Annotated in this window: 16 protein-coding genes; 8 read left to right on the forward strand and 8 right to left on the reverse strand. The window is 62.3% G+C overall.

The window, feature by feature from the left end:
- The first annotated feature begins 15 nt into the window (after positions 1 to 15).
- From OC537_RS08920 to aceA, 3 genes are all read left to right on the forward strand, one after another.
- Positions 16 to 156, forward strand: a complete 141-nt coding sequence (locus OC537_RS08920) for a hypothetical protein (protein ID WP_163153711.1) — start codon at positions 16 to 18, stop codon at positions 154 to 156.
- Between the two features lie 703 nt (positions 157 to 859).
- Entirely contained in the window at positions 860 to 2,467 is a 1,608-nt protein-coding gene (gene aceB, locus OC537_RS08925; RefSeq protein WP_262110821.1) for a malate synthase A, read from the forward strand.
- Between the two features lie 72 nt (positions 2,468 to 2,539).
- On the forward strand, positions 2,540 to 3,853 hold the full coding sequence (gene aceA / locus OC537_RS08930; RefSeq protein ID WP_262110822.1) for an isocitrate lyase: 1,314 nt from the start codon (positions 2,540 to 2,542) through the stop codon (positions 3,851 to 3,853).
- Between the two features lie 110 nt (positions 3,854 to 3,963).
- Here aceA and hda read toward each other — a convergent pair whose 3' ends face one another.
- The 3 genes from hda to upp all read right to left on the reverse strand — a co-directional run bounded on the left by hda (position 3,964) and on the right by upp (position 6,566).
- On the reverse strand, positions 3,964 to 4,665 hold the full coding sequence (hda, locus tag OC537_RS08935; protein WP_162520047.1) for a DnaA inactivator Hda: 702 nt from the start codon (positions 4,663 to 4,665) through the stop codon (positions 3,964 to 3,966).
- Between the two features lie 102 nt (positions 4,666 to 4,767).
- Positions 4,768 to 5,796: a DUF2066 domain-containing protein gene (locus OC537_RS08940; protein WP_262110823.1), complete on the reverse strand. Its 1,029-nt coding sequence runs from the start codon at positions 5,794 to 5,796 to the stop codon at positions 4,768 to 4,770.
- Positions 5,797 to 5,939: 143 nt separating this feature from the next.
- Positions 5,940 to 6,566, reverse strand: coding sequence for a uracil phosphoribosyltransferase (gene upp / locus OC537_RS08945; protein ID WP_005302745.1), 627 nt, complete (start codon positions 6,564 to 6,566; stop codon positions 5,940 to 5,942).
- Positions 6,567 to 6,741: 175 nt separating this feature from the next.
- On the opposite strand from upp, the gene purM reads away from it, so the two are divergent.
- The gene (gene purM / locus OC537_RS08950) at positions 6,742 to 7,779 is read left to right on the forward strand and encodes a phosphoribosylformylglycinamidine cyclo-ligase (protein ID WP_262110824.1); all 1,038 of its coding nucleotides are present in this window, start codon (positions 6,742 to 6,744) and stop codon (positions 7,777 to 7,779) included.
- Between the two features lie 8 nt (positions 7,780 to 7,787).
- On the forward strand, positions 7,788 to 8,426 hold the full coding sequence (gene purN / locus OC537_RS08955; RefSeq protein WP_162520046.1) for a phosphoribosylglycinamide formyltransferase: 639 nt from the start codon (positions 7,788 to 7,790) through the stop codon (positions 8,424 to 8,426).
- 109 nt (positions 8,427 to 8,535) lie between these two features.
- On the opposite strand, the gene OC537_RS08960 is transcribed toward purN, so the two are convergent.
- The 5 genes from OC537_RS08960 to OC537_RS08980 form a co-directional block, all read right to left on the reverse strand.
- Complete coding sequence (locus tag OC537_RS08960; protein ID WP_410050467.1) at positions 8,536 to 9,297, reverse strand: Nif3-like dinuclear metal center hexameric protein; 762 nt, start codon at positions 9,295 to 9,297, stop codon at positions 8,536 to 8,538.
- Between the two features lie 142 nt (positions 9,298 to 9,439).
- The gene (locus OC537_RS08965) at positions 9,440 to 10,774 is read right to left on the reverse strand and encodes a sigma-54-dependent transcriptional regulator (RefSeq protein WP_262110825.1); all 1,335 of its coding nucleotides are present in this window, start codon (positions 10,772 to 10,774) and stop codon (positions 9,440 to 9,442) included.
- A gap of 55 nt (positions 10,775 to 10,829) precedes the next feature.
- A complete protein-coding gene (locus tag OC537_RS08970) occupies positions 10,830 to 11,864 on the reverse strand; it encodes a sensor histidine kinase (protein ID WP_106886368.1) in 1,035 nt (344 codons plus the stop codon).
- Positions 11,865 to 11,969: 105 nt separating this feature from the next.
- Positions 11,970 to 13,391: a sigma-54 dependent transcriptional regulator gene (locus OC537_RS08975; RefSeq protein WP_262110826.1), complete on the reverse strand. Its 1,422-nt coding sequence runs from the start codon at positions 13,389 to 13,391 to the stop codon at positions 11,970 to 11,972.
- Between the two features lie 254 nt (positions 13,392 to 13,645).
- The gene (locus OC537_RS08980; RefSeq protein ID WP_262110827.1) at positions 13,646 to 14,494 is read right to left on the reverse strand and encodes a DUF2726 domain-containing protein; all 849 of its coding nucleotides are present in this window, start codon (positions 14,492 to 14,494) and stop codon (positions 13,646 to 13,648) included.
- A gap of 257 nt (positions 14,495 to 14,751) precedes the next feature.
- Between OC537_RS08980 and OC537_RS08985 the strand changes: the two genes are divergently transcribed.
- The 3 genes from OC537_RS08985 to ppx all read left to right on the forward strand — a co-directional run bounded on the left by OC537_RS08985 (position 14,752) and on the right by ppx (position 18,890).
- Positions 14,752 to 15,264, forward strand: coding sequence for a glycine cleavage system protein R (locus OC537_RS08985; RefSeq protein WP_106886366.1), 513 nt, complete (start codon positions 14,752 to 14,754; stop codon positions 15,262 to 15,264).
- A 76-nt stretch (positions 15,265 to 15,340) separates the two neighbouring features.
- Positions 15,341 to 17,410 carry a polyphosphate kinase 1 gene (gene ppk1, locus OC537_RS08990; protein WP_111910114.1) on the forward strand — a complete coding sequence of 690 codons (2,070 nt, stop codon included), beginning with the start codon at positions 15,341 to 15,343 and terminating at the stop codon, positions 17,408 to 17,410.
- On the forward strand, positions 17,400 to 18,890 hold the full coding sequence (ppx, locus tag OC537_RS08995) for an exopolyphosphatase (RefSeq protein ID WP_106886364.1): 1,491 nt from the start codon (positions 17,400 to 17,402) through the stop codon (positions 18,888 to 18,890). Before ppk1 ends, ppx begins: the two co-directional genes overlap by 11 nt.
- Positions 18,891 to 18,930 lie beyond the last annotated feature (40 nt).

Raw genomic sequence — 18,930 nt, forward strand, 5'->3', positions numbered from 1 at the left:
TTGAGGCAAGCACCCATGAATCAAGCAGTCGACACACAGCCCGATCAGCCCCTTCTCTCCTCACCCCATTCCGATCTCGAATCCACAGACACCGGCCTCGGCGGCACAGTGCATCTGGACGTGATCGATCTCGCCGCGCCGGATGATGACTACTGAGGCGGATCTGGCCCAGTCCCTCTCCAACCCTGCGGACGAAAGGCCGGTTTTGCTGTCCGGCACCCCGTCCTGACCCGGCTAAAAAGCCGTCAACGAAAATAACCATAAAATGCTGATAAACATCCAGGGATTGGTGTTATTCACTACTCCGTTCCCCGTCATCTCCCTCCCCCCTGCTCCAGCCCCTTGATACAAACCTACGTTATTGCTCGTCATTTCAACCACTCGCTCTGCGCTGCCCCCGCTTCGCAAGATTTGACCATTTGGTTTTAAACAGCAGTTCACCTGTCAATGGCTTCACATGCCAGATGCCGACTGTGTTGGCAGCAGGCATTTCATACAGCTGTTTTCGCAAAGCCTGGAGTAAGGTCGGGATTTGTTTTTGCATTGGTAATTTTATTACGTAATTAATTACATATTTGATGTGCCGCACCTGGCTCTTTCATCCCCCCTGACGGCCTTGCCAGCCGAGAGCATAACCATCTGCGTAGAGCTTTTATGCTAATCACGTAAACACTTTAAAAACATCGACTTAAATACCAACCAAAAACACCTGTTTTAAAAATCAAGTTGACGAACCAAGCATTATTTTGCACCTTATGAGTCGTGTTACCCCGCTGTTACGGGGAGTTTAAGAGAAACGGATATAGACGTTAGTCGTAGTTAGTAAGTTCAAAATGTAACTTTCAAAGGAGTGAAACCTATGTCGGCACCGGCCCAGACCATCAGCAGCACCCGTCTGCGCATCCAAGGCGAGATGCTTCCCGATTACGCGCAGATCCTGACGCCGGATGCGGTGGCCCTGGTGTCCGAACTGGTGGAACGCTTCGCTCCTCAGCGCAATGAACTGCTGAAACAACGGGTGGCTCGCCAGGCCCGCATCGATGGCGGCGAGTTGCCGGACTTCCTGCCCGAAACCGCCCACATCCGCGAAGGCAGCTGGACAGTGCGTGGCATCCCCGCCGATCTGCAAGACCGCCGTGTGGAGATCACCGGACCGGTCGAGCGCAAGATGGTCATCAACGCCCTCAACGCCAACGTAAAAGTGTTTATGGCGGACTTCGAGGATTCACTGGCCCCCGCCTGGAACAAGGTGATCGAGGGTCAGATCAACCTGCGCGATGCGGTCAACGGCACCGTCTCTTACACCAGTCCGGAAGGCAAGGCTTACACCCTCAATCCCGATCCTGCAGTGCTTATCTGCCGGGTGCGCGGCCTGCACCTGCCGGAAAAACACGTCACCTTCGATGGCGACGCCATCCCTGGCGGCCTGTTCGACTTCGCCCTCTACTTCCTGCACAACCACAAGGCGCTGCTGGCCAAGGGCTCGGGCCCCTACTTCTACCTGCCCAAGCTGCAGAGCAATCTGGAAGGACGCTGGTGGAGCGAGGTGTTCGCCTGGACCGAAGACAAGTTCGGCCTGCCCCGCGGCACCATCAAGGCCACGGTCCTCATCGAGACCCTGCCGGCCGTGTTCGAGATGGACGAGCTGCTCTATCAGATGAAGGATCACATAGTCGCCCTCAACTGCGGCCGCTGGGACTACATCTTCAGCTACATCAAGACGTTGAAGAACCACCCTGATCGCGTGCTGCCGGACCGCCAGGTGGTGACCATGGACAAGCCCTTCCTGTCGGCTTATTCACGGCTGCTGATCAAGACCTGCCACAAGCGCGGCGCCCTGGCCATGGGCGGCATGGCCGCCTTTATTCCGGCCAAGGATCCGACAATGAACGCCGAGGTCTTTGCCAAGGTGAAAGCGGACAAGGAGCGTGAAGCCAACAACGGCCACGACGGCACCTGGGTCGCCCACCCCGGCCTCGCCGATACCGCCATGGCGGTGTTCAACGCCGCCATCCCGGCTGGCGCCAAGAACCAGATAGGCGTACTGCGCGAGCAGGATGCCCCCATCACGGCCGCCGAGCTGCTGGCCCCTTGCGAGGGCGAGCGCACCGAGGCGGGCATGCGCACAAACATCCGGGTCGCCCTGCAATATCTGGAGGCCTGGATCAACGGCAACGGCTGCGTGCCCATCTACGGCCTGATGGAAGATGCGGCCACCGCCGAGATCTCCCGCACCTCCATCTGGCAGTGGATCCGCCACGGCAAGAGCCTGTCGAACGGCCAGGTGGTGACCAAGGCGCTGTTCCGCCAGATGCTGGCCGAGGAGCAGCAGGTGGTCAGACGCGAACTGGGCGAGACCCGCTGGCAGTCAGGCCGCTTTGCCGAGGCGAGCGAGCTGATGGAGCAGATCACCTGCGCCGACACCCTGATCGATTTTCTGACGCTGCCCGGTTACGAGCGGCTCTGAATCCGGGCCCCGGAAGGGACTCGTCCATAACAAATCAATGGAAACGTGAAATCAATGAAAGAGGGAACTGATATGGCACTGACCCGTGAGCAACAGATCCAGGCTATCGAGAAAGACTGGGCAGAAAACCCCCGCTGGAAAGGGATCAAACGCGGCTACAGCGCCGAAGACGTGGTGAACCTGCGTGGCAGCCTGCAGCCGGCACACACCCTGGCCCAGCGCGGCGCCGACAAGCTGTGGGAGTTGATCCACGGCGGCGCCAAGAAAGGCTACGTCAACTGCCTCGGCGCCCTGACCGGTGGCCAGGCGGTGCAACAGGCCAAGGCAGGCATAGAGGCCATCTACCTCTCCGGCTGGCAGGTGGCGGCGGACAACAACCTCTCCTCCACCATGTACCCGGATCAGTCCCTTTACCCGGCCAACTCGGTACCGTCCGTGGTGGATCGCATCAACAACTCCTTCGCCCGTGCCGACCAGATCCAGTGGGCCAACAAGGTGGGTCCGCAGGATGCCGGTTTCATCGACTACTTCCTGCCGATAGTGGCGGATGCCGAAGCCGGTTTCGGCGGCGTGCTGAACGCCTTCGAACTGATGAAGGGGATGATTGAAGCGGGCGCCGCCGGCGTGCACTTCGAAGATCAGCTGGCCTCGGTGAAGAAATGCGGCCACATGGGCGGCAAGGTACTGGTCCCCACCCAGGAAGCGGTACAAAAGTTGGTCGCCGCCCGTTTGGCAGCCGACGTCTGCGGCACCACAACCCTGGTGATTGCCCGTACCGACGCCAACGCGGCCGACCTGCTGACCACGGACGCCGATCCCTACGATGCTGGCTTCCTGACCGGGGAGCGCACCGCCGAGGGCTTCTACAAGGTACAAGCCGGTATCGAGCAGGCCATCTCCCGCGGCCTGGCCTACGCCCCTTACGCCGACATGGTGTGGTGTGAAACCGCCAAGCCGGACTTGGACGAGGCGCGCCAATTCGCCGAAGCCATCAAGGCGCAGTACCCGGACACCATACTGGCCTACAACTGCTCCCCCAGCTTCAACTGGAAGAAGAACCTGGACGATGCCACCATAGCCCGCTTCCAGCAGGAGTTGTCAGACATGGGTTACAAGTACCAGTTCATCACCCTCGCGGGCATCCACAACATGTGGTTCCACATGTACGAGCTGGCCTACCAGTACGCCCGTGGCGAAGGGATGAAGCACTACGTCGAGATGGTGCAGCAGCCGGAATTTGCCGCCGCCGAGCGTGGCTACACCTTCGTGGCACACCAGCAGGAAGTCGGTACCGGTTACTTCGACAAGGTGACCACCGTCATTCAGGGTGGCCAATCTTCAGTGACAGCCCTGACCGGATCCACCGAAGAAGATCAGTTCCACTAATCACCCCATGACGCGAGCCACCTCGCTCGAACAAAAACCCCGGCCTGATGCCGGGGTTTCTTTTTGCTCGCCACTCAAGGATGTGGCGCAGACAGGCAATCACCATTGTCTCAGAGTTCGAGTATCTCTTTGACAAAGGGAATGGTGAGCTTGCGCTTGGCGCGAAAGGAGGCGTTGTCGAGCTGATTGAGGGTGGTGAGCAGGGTGCGCATGTCGCGGGACAAACGGTTGAGCAGGAAGCGGCCCACGTCTATGGGCAGTTTGAAGCCCCGCAGCTCGGCACGCAGCTGCAGGGCACTGAGCTTGCCTTCGTCATCGAGCTCGTCGAGATGGAAACTCACTCCCCAGTCGAGGCGGGAGGCGAGATCCGGCAGTTGCAGCCCCAGCTTGCGCGGCGCGCTGCAGCCGGTGACCACCAGTGTCCCCTCCCCCTTCTCCCGCCAGCGATTGTAGAAGTCGAACAGGGCCCGCTCCCAGAGCCCATTGCCGGCGATGGCTTCCAGGCTGTCGAGACAGACCAGGGGCAGGCTTTCGAGGGCGTCGAGCATGCTGGGATCCAGCTGTTCGAACTGATCCAGGGAGAGATAGGCGGCGGCGGCGTCGCGGGCATTGACCTCGGCGCAGGTGGCGTGCAGCAGGTGGGAGCGTCCGGAGCCCTTGGCTCCCCAGAAATAGAGGAAAGGAGCGCCCTGACCGATGGCCGCATTCTTGAGGGCGGTGATCAGATGGGCGTTGTTGCCGGGATAGAAACTGACGAAGGTTTCATCATCCGGTAATTGTACGGCTAAAGACAGTTGGGCCGGTTGCTTCACTCGTTGGGCTTTGACTGTGATATTTGCGGGCAAGTGTATCACCAGAGCGGCAGATAGAGAACCGCCCGGGTCATGCCGGGCGGTCTGGAACTTCCCCTGGGATCAGGGCTGCGACCATTGGTAACGCAGACCGCTCTCATTGTCTTCGATCTGGTGCAGGCGGCTCTCCAGTTGCAGGCCCCTTACCAGCTCGGCCTTGTCCCCCTGCAGCGACAGGTTGAAGGTGACCTTGTCCCCCTCCAGCTTGCCGATCGCCACCTTGGTGACGCTCGCCATGCCCTGCAACATCTTCTGTATCTGGATCATGCCGTCGATGCCGGACAACCCTTCCACCACCAGGGTCTGGCTGGAGACGACCCCGGACAGGCGAGTGCCGTACTGCTGTACCAGCCAGCCCGCCAGGGCATCGGCCATGCCCTGCGCCACCTCGGCCTGGGTACCTGAGCCGGCCCCCTTGGTCAGCTCGGTCAGCTCTGCGCCGCCCGAAGCTCCCGGCTTGGCGCCATAGAGCCCCCAGTCGATGCTCCACTTCTCCCCTTCCGGCGTCAGCTTGCCCAGCACCACCATCTCGGCGCCATAGCGCTCGCTCGCCTTGAGGATGGGGTCGGCAAAACGGCCCCAGACATCGGTGGCACTGACCGCCATGTTGTCATCGAGGTCCATCAGCGGGATGCTGACCGGCAACCCCATGGCCTGGGCCTGACCACGCAGGGCGGCGGACCAGCCGTCGCTGGACTGATCAGGCAGTATGCGACGCTCCCCTTCATCTATTACCAGCCAGATCGCCATTTGCGGGCGGACGGGTCCGAGCAGGGGGAACTTGCTCTGGCCTACCAGGGCATTGACCTTGGCCACGTTGAAATCGGCCTTGAGAAACTTGACCGGCCCCACATCCTGATAGCCGTAGTGCTGCACATAGTCACCGGGAGTCGCCAGCGCCTTGACCACCTCGGGCTGGGTGAGGATGTCGCGCCTGCCGGTCACCTTGACGAGCACCTCCCCCAGTGCCTGGGACTGGGCGGCCGTCATGTCGCCGCTGGTTGGCGCCTTGCCCTGATAGAGGTCGGTCACCTGGGCAGCCGACACCATGAGTGGCAGACAGCAGAGGAGAGTCGCTAAGCGTTTCAGCATAAAGAAGATTCTCGAAATGGGGGATGCTGCTTATGGTAGCGGCAAGGCGCGTATGGCAGCAAGCAGGAGGGCGGGATAAACGACGGAGCCGGCAAGTTGCCGGCTCCGTTTGCGCTCAGAGAGAGCGGCTATGACGTCAGGGGTTACTTGGTGCCGAAGATCTTGTCACCGGCATCCCCCAGACCCGGGACTATGTAGCCCTTCTCGTTCAGCCCCTGGTCGATGGAGGCGCAGAACAGCTCCACGTCGGGGTGAGCGGCTTCCAGCGCCTTGATCCCTTCCGGGGCGGCAACCAGCACCAGCACCTTGATGGACTGGCAGCCCTTCTTCTTCAGCAGATCTATGGTGGCTATCATGGAGCCGCCGGTGGCCAGCATGGGGTCGATGACCAGGGCCAGACGCTCTTCGATGTTGCTGACGATCTTCTCGAAATAGGGAACCGGCTGCAGGGTCTCTTCATCGCGATAGATGCCAACCACGCTGACACGGGCACTCGGCATGTGCTCGAGCACGCCATCCATCATGCCAAGACCGGCGCGCAGTATGGGCACGACTGTGACCTTCTTGCCCTTGATCTGGTCAACTTCCACTGGCCCGTTCCAACCATCGATGGTAACTTTCTCGGTTTCGAAGTCAGAGGTCGCTTCGTAGGTCAACAGACTGCCCACTTCCTTGGCCAGTTCACGGAAACGCTTGGTGCTGATGTCGCCTTCGCGCATCAGGCCGATCTTGTGCTTGACCAGGGGGTGTTTGACTTCAACGACTTTCATTATTATCTCCTCGAACCGGCGCCAAAAAATCGCGGAATCATACAACAAAAGCCACGGCTTGTAGAGCTTTTCCACGTAAAAACGCGCAAACGATTTTCTTTCTGCTTTTACCCGCCCACTGGTAGAATACGCCCCGAATTTTACCCTCCACTTCTCTATATGACGGGGAATACGCGTGACTGACAAAACCTCACTGAGCTACAAGGATGCTGGCGTAGATATCGATGCCGGCAATGCACTGGTTGAACGTATCAAGGGCGTGTCAAAGCGCACTCGTCGTCCTGAAGTCCTTGGTGGTCTTGGCGGCTTTGGGGCCCTGTGTCAAATCCCTGCTGGCTACAAGGAGCCGGTACTGGTATCCGGTACCGACGGTGTGGGCACCAAGCTGCGTCTGGCCATCGACCTGAAGAAGCACGACACTGTGGGCATCGATCTGGTGGCCATGTGCGTCAATGACCTCATAGTGCAAGGCGCCGAACCCCTGTTCTTCCTCGACTACTATGCCACCGGCAAGCTGGATGTGGACACCGCCGCCGCCGTGGTCACCGGCATAGGTGCAGGCTGCGAGCAGTCCGGTTGCGCCCTGGTGGGCGGCGAGACCGCCGAGATGCCAGGCATGTATGAAGGGGAAGACTACGACATCGCCGGTTTCTGTGTCGGTGTGGTGGAGAAGAGCGAAATCATCGACGGCAGCAAGGTCGGCGAAGGGGATGCCCTGATCGCCCTGGCCGCGAGCGGCCCCCACTCCAACGGTTTCTCCCTGGTGCGCAAGATCCTGGAAGTCTCCCAGGCCGACGTGCATCAGCCGCTGGGTGAGACTACCCTGGCCAACGCCCTGCTGGAGCCAACCCGTATCTACGTCAAGCCGGTGCTTAAGCTCATCAAGGAGTGCGAGATCCACGCCCTGTCCCACATCACAGGTGGCGGCTTCTGGGAGAACATCCCCCGCGTGCTGCCCGCCAATACCCAGGCGGTGATCGACGAGCAGAGCTGGCAGTGGCCGGCGGTGTTCAGCTGGCTGCAGCAGGCCGGCAACGTCACCCGCCACGAGATGTACCGCACCTTCAACTGCGGCGTCGGCATGATCATCGCCCTGCCGGCGGATCAGCTGGAGAAGGCACTGACCCTGCTCAAGGCCGAAGGCGAGAATGCCTGGCACATAGGCCATATCGCCAAGGCGGCCGATGGCGAAGAACAAGTCATCATAAAATGACCTCCCCTATGAAACGGATCCTAGTGCTGATCTCCGGCAACGGCAGCAACCTGCAGACCCTTCTCGACCACTGCGCCAGCGGCAAGATTGCCGGTGACGTGGTCGGCGTCATCAGCAACAGGGCCGATGCCTATGGGCTGGTACGCGCCAAGGAAGCCGGGGTGGCCACCGCCATCCTGGCCCAGCAGCAGTTTGCCAGCCGAGCCGAGTATGACGCCGCCCTGCTGGCGCTGATGGCGGACTATCAGCCGGATCTGGTGGTACTGGCCGGCTTTATGCGGATCCTGAGTGCCGATCTGGTGCGTCACTTCGCGGGAAGGATGATCAACATCCACCCCTCGTTGCTGCCGAAATACCAGGGCCTGCACACCCACCAGCGCGCCATCGAGGCGGGGGACAGCGAGCACGGTGCCAGCGTCCACTTCGTGACCGAAGAGCTGGACGGCGGCCCGGTGATCCTGCAGGCTCGCGTCCCCATCTTCGAAGGGGACAGTGCCGACGAGGTGGCGGCCCGTGTTCAGGCCCAGGAACACAGCATCTACCCCCTGGTGGTGCAGTGGTTCTGCGAGGGACGGCTCAAGATGCAGGAGGGCGCAGCCCTCTTGGATGGCGCCGAACTCGGCCCCGCGGGCTATGCCAGCGAGTAACCGCTACTCGCTGCATGCAAAATGTAACAAGGGAGGCTTTGGCCTCCCTTGTCATTTCTACCTATTGCTGCTGTCACGTCCGATGACGCCGCTACGCGGCCAATCGGCCCTACACCGGGTTGTCGATATCGATAAAGGTGACCTCCAGGCCATGTACTGTGGCAAGCCACTCCCCCAGCGCCTTGACGCCGTAGCGCTCGGTGGCGTGGTGGCCGGCGGCGTAGAAGTGCATCCCCATCTCCCGGGCGGTGTGTATGGTCTGCTCCGAGGCTTCCCCCGAGATGAAGGCATCTATGCCCTGCTCGGCCGCCTGATTGATGTAGCTCTGGCCACCGCCGGTGCACCAGGCCACCGAGCTGATGAGCTCGGGGCCGCTGTCGCCGCAGTGGAGTGGCTCGCGGCCGAGGCGCTCGGCAATCAGCCTGGCGAAGTCGCTGCCGCTCATGGGGGTTTCCAGCTTGCCCACCATGGCCACGCTCTTGCTGTTCCAGGGCTCCAGGCCGCGGCGCACCTTGATGCCGAGCAGCCTGGCGAGCTGGGCGTTGTTGCCCACCTCGGGGTGCACGTCCAGCGGCAGGTGGTAGGCGAAGAGGTTGATGTCGTGGGTCAGCAGGGTCTTGAGACGGCGCTGCTTCATGCCGGTGATCTGGGGCGGTTCCCCGCTCCAGAAGTAGCCGTGATGGACCAGGATGGCATCGGCATCCAGGGCCACGGCCGCATCGATCAGGGCCTGGCTGGCGGTGACACCGGTGACCACCCGGCGGATGCGCTCGCGCCCCTCCACCTGCAGCCCGTTGGGACAGTAGTCCTTGATGGCGTGAGGCTCGAGCAGGTGATTGAGCACGGTTTCCAGTTTGCGATGAGAGATCATAGGAGTCCCTTGTAAAGGCGCTGCTCCCCCTTGTCTGCGATCAGACTCTTGTCTGCAGTGACAACGGGGCCCAGGCTCATGATGCCGAGGGCCCCATGATAATCGAGCCGGGCCGGCAAGGCCATGACACCGGCAACAGGGGCTAGGCGGGCAGCTCTATGCCGGCGTCACGCATCTGGGCCAGCTTGTAGCGCAGGGTGCGCGGGCTGATGCCGAGCTTGTCGGCCACCTCCTTGCGGCTGCCGTTGCACTCCTGCAAGGTGTCCAGGATGATCTGGTGCTCCTGCTGCTTGAGCTCGCCCCCCAGTCCCTCCCCCGACAGACGCTCGAGAGGGCGCACCAGCTCCTCGTCCGTCTCCTCCAAGATCAGATGTTCGCAGCCGATGAGCCCGCCTGGGCAGAGGATCAGGGCCCGCTGCACCACGTTGTCCAGCTCGCGCACGTTGCCGGGCCAGGGGTGGGCCAGCAGGCGCTCGCGCGCCTCATCGGCCAGCTGCGGCGTCGGCAGCCCCTGCTGACTGGCATGGAGCGCCAGCAGGTGCTCCGCCAGCGGCAGTATGTCGCCGGGCCGCTCCCAGAGGGAGGTCCAGCGCAGGGGGAAGACGTTGAGACGGTAGTAGAGATCCTCGCGAAACAGGCCATCCTGCACCGCTCTTTTCAAATCCCGGTTGCTGGTGGCGATGACCCGCACATCCAGCGGGATCATCTTGCGGCTGCCGAGCCGCTCCACCTCTTTCTCCTGCAATACCCGCAGCAGCTTGGCCTGCAGCCCCAGATCCATCTCGGTGATCTCGTCGAGCAGCAGGGTGCCCCCCTGGGCCTGCTCGAACTTGCCCGGGCACCCCTGCACAGCGCCGGTGAAGGCCCCCTTCTCGTAGCCGAACAGGGTCGCCTCCAGCATGTTTTCCGGGATGGCGGCGCAGTTGATGGCGACGAAGGCCTGCTCGGCGCGGCTGGAGTGGTCGTGGATGTAGCGAGCCAGCACCTCTTTGCCCGTCCCGCTCGGGCCTGTCACCATGACGGTGGCCTCGCTTCTGGCCACCCGGGTTGCCAGCTGGAACAGCTCGGCGGTCTTGGGATCCCCGTACACCACGGCGCGCTTCTCCACCTTCTGGGCCGGCACATAGCGGCTGACCTGGTTGAGCAGCACCTCGGGGGAGAAGGGCTTGGCCAGATAGTCGATGGCCCCTTCCCGCATGGCGCGCACGGCCCCGTCGATGTTGGCGTAGGCCGTCATCAGGAGTACAGGCACCTGGGGATATTGCTGGCGGATGTTGGCCAGCAGGGTGAGGCCGTCCATGCCTCCCATCTGAATGTCGGAGATCACCATATCAAAGCGCTGGCGGGAGAGCGCCAGCAGGGCCCGCTCGCCGCTGTCCACCTCGCGGCACTCGTAACCGCCGAGCAGCAGGGTATCCACCAGCGCCTCGCGCAGACCGTTGTCGTCTTCCACCACCAGAATGCGGGCCTGGGTCATGCCACACCTCCAACAACCGGCCCGCAGGCCTTGCACCACAGGGACAAGATGGGATTCATGCTACACCTCCAAGCTGCACCGCTTGCTGATGCAGGGGGAACGACAGGGTAAAACAGGTCCCTTCTCCGGGGACCGAGGCCACGCTGACCTCCCCCTGATGGGCACGCACCACGGATTGCACCACGGCAAGCCCGAGGCCTGTGCCCTGGGAGCGGGTGGTGAAGAAGGGTTCGAAGATCTGGCTGAGCAACTGGGCAGGCATCCCCTTGCCATTGTCGAGGACGCGCATCTCCACCCGGTTGCCGCTGCGCACCGCGCTCACCAAGAGCGAATCGGCCCCGGCCTGTCTGGCGTTGGCGATCAGGTTGTTGATGGCACCGGCCAGGGCGCTGCTGTTGGCGAGCAGGCAGAGATCCGGCTCAGGCGCCTCCATGTGCAGCGCGCAGCCCTGCTGCTGGCAGAAGGCCTCGGCACCGGCCTGCACCTCCGCCAGCAGCCCCTGTACCGAGACCGGGGCCACCACCTGGTTGTCGCCGTTGCGGGCAAACAGCAGTATGTCGTTGATCTGCTTCTCGAGATCCTGCAGCCGGGCCATCAATTTTTGCTGGAACTGGGTGCGGGATTCCGGTTTCAGGGTGCGATTCGCGAGGTTTGCCGCATAGAGCATGGCGGCGGAGAGGGGGGTGCGGATCTGGTGTGCCAGGGAGGCCGCCATGTTGCCAAGGGCCGACAACCGTTTCATGTGGTTGACCCTGTCCTGCAACTGGCGCGTCTCGGTGAGATCCGTGATGAACACCAGCTGGCCGGGCTGATCCGGCAGCGGCTGGGTGGAGAGTTGCACCCGGCGCCCATCGCGCAGGGAGATCTCGTGACCGTCGTCTTCCCTGGGCTGGAAGCAGCGGGCGATGATCTGGCGCCAGGCCTGCCCCTCCAGCGGCTCCCCCAGCAGGGTCAGGGCGGCCGGGTTGGCGCGGGTGATCCGCCCCTCCCCATCGAGCAGCAGCACGCCGGTCGGCAGTGCCGTGAAGATGGCATAAAGCTGACTCACTTCGTGTGACTGGAGCGGATTGTCCTGCTGCGAGATTGTCATAAAGCTGACCTCAAACTGGCGATTGGGTCAGCTTATTCAATTTCCATGCCAGTAAATTACTGGTTATATATCAATACCTTGACTCTGGCCGTCAAAGCATTGACCTCAGTTGTCCTTGCTCATGCCGTATTTTTTCATCTTCTCAACCAGGGTGGTGCGGCGCATGCTCAGCAGGTCGGCGGCCCGGGCCACCACCCCGTCCTGGGATTCCAGGGCCTGACGGATCAGCTCCACCTCGAGATCCGCCAGCATCTCCTTGAGATTGAGCCCCTCCTGGGGCAACTGCATGGGCAGCGGCGCGGCCAGGCCGGGATCCAGCACGGGAGGCGTCTGGAACACGGCGGCCAGGGCATCCCGCTCGTCCATCTCGGTGAGCCGCTCGTCCCTGGGCTCGCTTGGCAGCAGACGGTAGCGACCTGGCAAGTCCGCCACGTCGATGATCTGGTTCGGGTAGAGGATCAGCAACCGCTCGATGAGGTTCGACAGCTCCCGCACGTTGCCAGGCCAGGGGTACTGCATCAGGGATTCCATGGCCCGCTGGGTCAGGCGGATGATCCCCCTGTGCTGCTCCGCATGGCGGTTGAGCAGCTCCTGCAGCAGCAGGGGGATGTCGTCGCAGCGCTCGCGCAGGGGCGGCGTCTCTATGGGGAAGACGTTGAGGCGATAGTAGAGATCCTCGCGAAAACCCTGGGTACGGATCATCGCCTCCAGATCCCTGTGGGTCGCCGCTATGATACGCACATCGGCCTGGATGGGCTTGCCGCCCCCTACCCTGTCGAACAATCGCTCCTGCAGCACCCGCAGCAGCTTGACCTGCATCGGCAGCGGCATGTCGCCGATCTCGTCGAGGAACAAGGTGCCCCCCTGGGCCAGCTCGAAGCGGCCGCGACGGGCGGCGATGGCGCCGGTGAAGGCCCCCTTCTCGTGGCCGAACAGCTCGCTCTCCAGGAGCTCCGCCGGAATGGCGCCGCAGTTGATGGGCACGAAGGGGCCCGAGCTGCGGGCAGAGAGTTCGTGGATGGCGCGGGCCACCACCTCCTTGCCGGTCCCAGATTCCCCCAGGATCAGCACGTTGGCGTCTGTCTGTGCCACCTGGCCTATGAGGCGGCGCACCTCCTGGATCCCCCGCCCCTTGCCCACCAGCAGTCGCAACAGGGTCTGGCCCTTGTCGTGCACCTGCTGACGGGGATGGAGGGAGATGAAGGCCTGACAGAAGTGCAGGTGACGTGTCAGGGACTCATAGGTATAGGGCTCGTCGCTGCCGCCGATGAAGTTGCTGTTGGGGTGATCGGCCTGCATCAGGGAGAGGAAGGGGATGCGGGGGAAGGCGGCCAGCAGCTCACCGAGGGAGCGCTCCAGCAGCTTGCCCGTCAGTATCCCTTGCAGCGGGCCGGAGGATTCGATGGCCACATCGAGATCGGCTTCCACCACCTCCTGCCAGGGGATCCCCATGAAGGAGAGCACGGTTCCCAGTTGCTGACGCCGCTGTTCATCGGCATCAACGATCAACACCCCCATAGCCATCATAATTTATCTTCCTTACACACCTGACGCCAACTTATTGTTTTTTAAGTGCTTATGATATTGAGCTATGCACTGTGTTGCAGAGGGCACAAAGTGCCAAAATTCTGGCGGTTTGTCAAAACTTGTCGCGATCAGCGCGGTCCGACCGGGATGGGGATCACACTCAGACAGCCTCTGTCGGCCAGACGCCCTGGGACGGAGTGGAACGCGGTGCAGGAGGTGCAAGGCGCCGGCCACTGCCGGCGCCAGAGAGGGGCTCAGTGCCTGGCCTGCTCCTGGGGGGCGGCGTAACGGCACTCGGGGAAACGGCTGCAGGCCAGGAACAGGCGGCCGGCATGAGGACCCTTTTTCGCTTCCCGGGCCACCAGGGGCGCCGCGCAGCGGGGGCAGTGGGGCGCCGAGGCGGAGGCGTCCTCCTCTTCCTCATCCGGGCCGATGAAGGGGTTGTCCATCAGCACCGGCTCCTGCTCGTCAAGCTGGGGCGGCTCGGCCTGTGGCGCCCTGGGCATGCGCCCCCCGTGGTGGGAGGCACTCAAGTCCACCCCATCGAGCAGCAAGGGGTTGAAGGTCGGCTCGCGGCGCTCCCCCGGCAACAGATCCTCCACCGGAAGGCTCGTCTTGACCAGCAGGGGCAGCAACTGCTCGCGCAGCTCCTCGACCTGGTAGTGGCTGCTGGCCGGGATCTGCAGCAGCGGCAGGCCGGCACTGTCACAGGCGGACTTCAGCAAGAGATCCCGCACCTTGCGTTTCTGGTGGCGATGGGCACTGTCATCGAGTTCGACGGCGCAGAGGAAGGAGAGATCCGTCGGGTGGCAGAGCAGATAGTCAAAGCGCTTGGCGCTGATCATGTCGAACGCCTGCTGCCACTTGCCCTTGCCCAGGCGCGCCTGGGGGGTCAGCACATCCGCCACCCTGACCTTGGCAAAGACCCGGGCCTGGTCGCCGACCGCCAAGTCCAGCACCCCGAGGAAGGCGCGCTCCGCCGGACTGAACAGGGTCTCCTGCAGCTCATAGGGCTCGGCCTTGCCCCTCTTGCTCCTGCGCCAGAGGATCACCAGCAGGAGCAGCACCAACAACACGGATCCCGATACGACAAGGCTATTCATAAACACATACCCCGTTCACAAGACATATCCAGTTCATCAAACACGAAGGGGCAACACTCTACCACGGGGGAACCCCGGCAGGCAGAGCTGAAATCACCGCTGCTCCGGCATTCGCGTTTTTTCACTAAATTTGCGTGGGGCGGGCTTCATATGGCCTGTCGCAGCAGGCACAATGCTAGAGCCTATGGACGTTTCGGCGCACAGAGTCGCAGCCAGACGTCAACCGACCCCAGGCAGTCCCATTCAAGGAGAGCAGGATGCAAAAGCAATTGGTCGTCACCGTGATCGGCGCAGACAAGCCCGGCATAGTCGAGAGCCTGGCCGACACCATCACCCGGCAGCAGGGCAACTGGCTGGCCAGCTCCATGAGCGAACTGGCGGGGCAGTTTGCCGGCATCCTGCACGTCGCCGTGCCGGACGAACACTACCGCAGCCTGTGCGAGGCACTGGTGATGCTGCCGGGTCTCACCGTGAGCTTCGCCGAAGGCCAGCTCAGCCCCGAGCCCGCCCATCAGCTGATGCTGAGCGTCACCGGCAACGACAGGCCCGGCATAGTCCACGAGGTGGCCAGCATATTGCGTCAGCTCAACATCAACGTCGCCGACCTCACCACGGGGTGCGAGCCAGCCCCCCACTCCGGGGCCCCGCTCTTCTATGCCCATGCCCTGGTGGCCCTGCCGCCCCAGCTCGAACTCGACGATCTGATCACGGCGCTGGAGTCCCTCTCCGACGATCTGGTGGTCGACATCGATCACGATCTGACCGAATAACGCGGGTTGTCATAAATTTGTCATGGTTTGACGCCATAACTTCCGCGCAGACGCAACCTGAGTACAGAGGCACCAGATGAGCACCGACAAGCAGTATGAAGAGAAAGAGCTTAGCTGGCTCTCATTCAATGAACGGGTGTTGCAAGAGGCGATGGACAAGACGGTCCCCCTCATCGAGCGGGTCCGTTTTCTGGGGATCTTCTCCTCCAACCAGGATGAGTTCTTCAAGGTACGGGTCTCGGACGTCAAGCGCCGCATCCTCATCAACGAGGTGCACGGTGGCGATGACGAGGCCAAGGTGTTGCTGCGCGCCATCCAGCAGAAGGTGATGGCGCTCGGCGAGGCGTTTGACAACACCTACAAGGAGTTGCTGATCGCCCTGGCCCGCCACAACATCTTCCTGGTCAACGAGAACCAGCTCTCCGAGTCGATCCAGCAGTGGCTGCGGGTCTTCTTCAGGGAGAAGGTGCTGCGCCACATCATCCCCATCCTCCTCAATAAAGAGGTCAACCCGGTCAAGTTCCTCAAAGACGAGCACACCTATCTCGCCATCGAGATGAAGAAGAACGGCCAGGTGATCCAGTACGCCCTGGTGGAGGTGCCGACCGACGATCTACCCCGCTTCTTCCAGCTGCCGCCGGAGGGGACCCGCCGCAAGAAGCAGATCATCATCCTGGACAACGTCATCCGCTTCTGTCTCGACGAGATCTTCAAGGGCTTCTTCGACTACGACGAGATAGCGGCCTATGCGGTCAAGCTGACCCGGGATGCGGAGTACGATCTCTCAGACCAGCTGGACCTGAGCCTGGTGGACAAGATGAGTGATGGCCTCAAGCAGCGCCTCACCGCCATGCCGGTGCGCTTTGTCTACGAGCGGGAGATGCCCGCGGCCATGATTAGCTTCCTGAAACTCAAGCTGCAGATCAGCTCCTACGACGCCATCATGCCGGGCGGGCGCTATCACAACTTCAAGGATTTCATCGGCTTCCCCAACGTGGGCCGGGACTATCTGGAAAACCCCAAGCTGCCGGCCCTCGATTGCCGCGATTTCGACGGTTTCGTCAACGCCTTCGACGCCATCACCAAGCAGGACATACTGCTCTACTACCCCTATCACAAGTTCCACCACTTCACCGAGCTGGTGCGCCAGGCGGCGTTCGATCCGGCGGTGAGCGCCATTCGCATCAATATCTACCGGGTCGCCAAGAAGTCACGGATCATCCACTCCCTCATCGACGCCGCCAACAACGGCAAGAAGGTGACAGTGGTGGTGGAGCTGCGCGCCCGTTTCGACGAGGCGGCCAACATCGACTGGGCCAACATTTTGACCGATGCGGGGGTCAAGGTGGTGTTCGGGGTGCCGAGCCTCAAGATCCACTCCAAGCTCTGCCTCATCACCCGGCATGAGCATGGGGAAGCGGTGCGCTACGCCCATATCGGCACCGGCAACTTCAACGAGAAGACCGCCAAGATCTACACCGACTTCTCCCTGCTGACCCGCCACCCGGACATCACAGCCGAGGTGGAGGGGGTGTTCGAATACATCGAATACCCCTATAAACGCTACAAATTCAACCACCTGCTGGTCTCCCCCATCAACAGCCGCCGCCAGCTCTATCGTCTCATCGACAGCGAGCTGGCCAACGCCAAGGCGGGCCAGCCCAGCGGCATCACGCTCAAGATCAACAACCTGGTGGACAGAGACCTCATCAACCGCCTCTATGCCGCCGGCCAGGCGGGGGTGCCCATCCAGATGATCATCCGCGGCATGTGCGCCCTGCGTCCCGGGGTGCCTGGCCTGAGTGACAACATCCAGGTCATCAGCATCATAGACCGCTTCCTCGAGCACCCCAGGGTGATGGTGTTCCACAACAAGGGCAACCCCCAGCTGTTCATCTCCAGCGCAGACTGGATGAGCCGCAACATCGACGGCCGCATCGAGGTGGGCACCCCCATCTACGACGATCGGCTGAAACAACGCATCCTGGACATCCTCGAACTGCAGCTGAGCGACACCTGCAAGGCGCGCGTCATCGATGCGGACCAGAAGAACGAATACGTGAAGCGGGGCAACCGCCGCAAGATTCGCTCCCAGGTTGCGATTTACGACTATCTCAAACGTATCGAGTCAAACAATGGACAATAGTCTGTACGCCGCTGTCGATCTGGGGTCGAACAGCTTCCACATGGTCATCGCCCGCCTCAACGAGGGGCGGATGCAGATAGTCGATCGCATCAAGGAGCGGGTTCGCCTCGCCGAAGGGATGGATGAACAGCGCCGCATGTCGGCGGAAGCCATGGCCCGGGGGCTCGACTGTCTCGCCCTGTTCGCCGAGCGGCTGACCAACATCAAGCCGGATCAGATCCGCATCGCCGGCACCTACACTCTGCGCCGCGCCAGCAACGCCCGCGACTTCGTGCGCGAGGCGGCCGAGGTTTTGAACCATCCCATCGAGATCATCAGCGGCCAGGAAGAGGCGCGCCTCATCTATCAGGGGGTCGCCCATACCCAGCACATCGAAGGCCAGGTGCTGGTGGTGGACATCGGCGGCGGCAGCACCGAACTCATCATAGGTGAGGGCTTCGAACACAAGGCCCTCACCAGCCGCAAGATGGGCTGCGTCAGCTTCACCCAGAGCTTCTTTGGCAACGGCAAGCTGAGCGAGAAGGCCTTCAACAGCGCAGTGCTGGAGGCGCAGCATCAGCTCGCCCCCATCATCAACCAGTACCGCAAGCTCGGCTGGCAGAGCTGCCTCGGCAGCTCGGGCTCCATTCGCACAGTGCGCGACGTCTTGCAGGGGGAAGAGTGGACAGATGGCGCCATCACGCTGGCGGGACTGGAGCGGCTGAAAGAGGAGATGCTCAGGCACAAGCGGGTCGACCAGCTCAAACTCGCCGGCCTCACCGAGGAGCGCCAGGGGGTCTTTGCCGCCGCCGTGGCCATACTGCTCGGGCTCTTCACCTCATTGCCCATCGATCGGATGGAGTACTCCGACGGCGCCCTGCGCGAGGGGCTGCTCTATGAGTTCGAGGAGCGGCTGCAGCACCACGACATTCGCGAGCGCACCGCCCTGGCCCTCAGCTCCCACTACCACATCGACAAGCGCCAGGCCACCCGGGTGGAGCAGAGCGTGCTGGCCCTGTTTGATGCCCTGAGCGATCCCTGGGAGATGCCCATCGAGCCCTATCGCGCCATCCTCGGCTGGGCGGCGCGGCTGCACGAGATCGGTCTGGCCATCAACTACAGCGGCATCCATCGCCACTCCGCCTACATCCTGCAGAACACGGATCTGCCCGGTTTCAACCAGGACGATCAGGCTCTGCTGGCCGCCCTGGTGCGCTTCCAGCGTAAGGGGCTCAAGCTCTCCGAGCTGCCCGCCCTGCCCAACCACGACGAGCAGACGGTGCTGCGCTGCATCCGCATACTGCGCCTCGCGGTGGCCGCCCACCACAGGCGCCAGGACAACCTGCTGCCAGAGTGGCGAGTGCAGGCCGCCGGGGATCAGCTGGTGGTCACCCTGCCAACCGACTGGTGCGAGGAGAACCGCCTGCTGATCCAGAACCTGGAGAAGGAGCACCGCTATTGCCAGGAGCAGGGCTGGCCCCTGCTGTTCCAGCTCGGGTGATCGTTCACCTCAAACGAAAAAAAGGCAGCCGATGGCTGCC

Source organism: Aeromonas sp. Marseille-Q5825 (assembly GCF_946892685.1).
Taxonomy (GTDB): domain Bacteria; phylum Pseudomonadota; class Gammaproteobacteria; order Enterobacterales; family Aeromonadaceae; genus Aeromonas; species Aeromonas rivipollensis.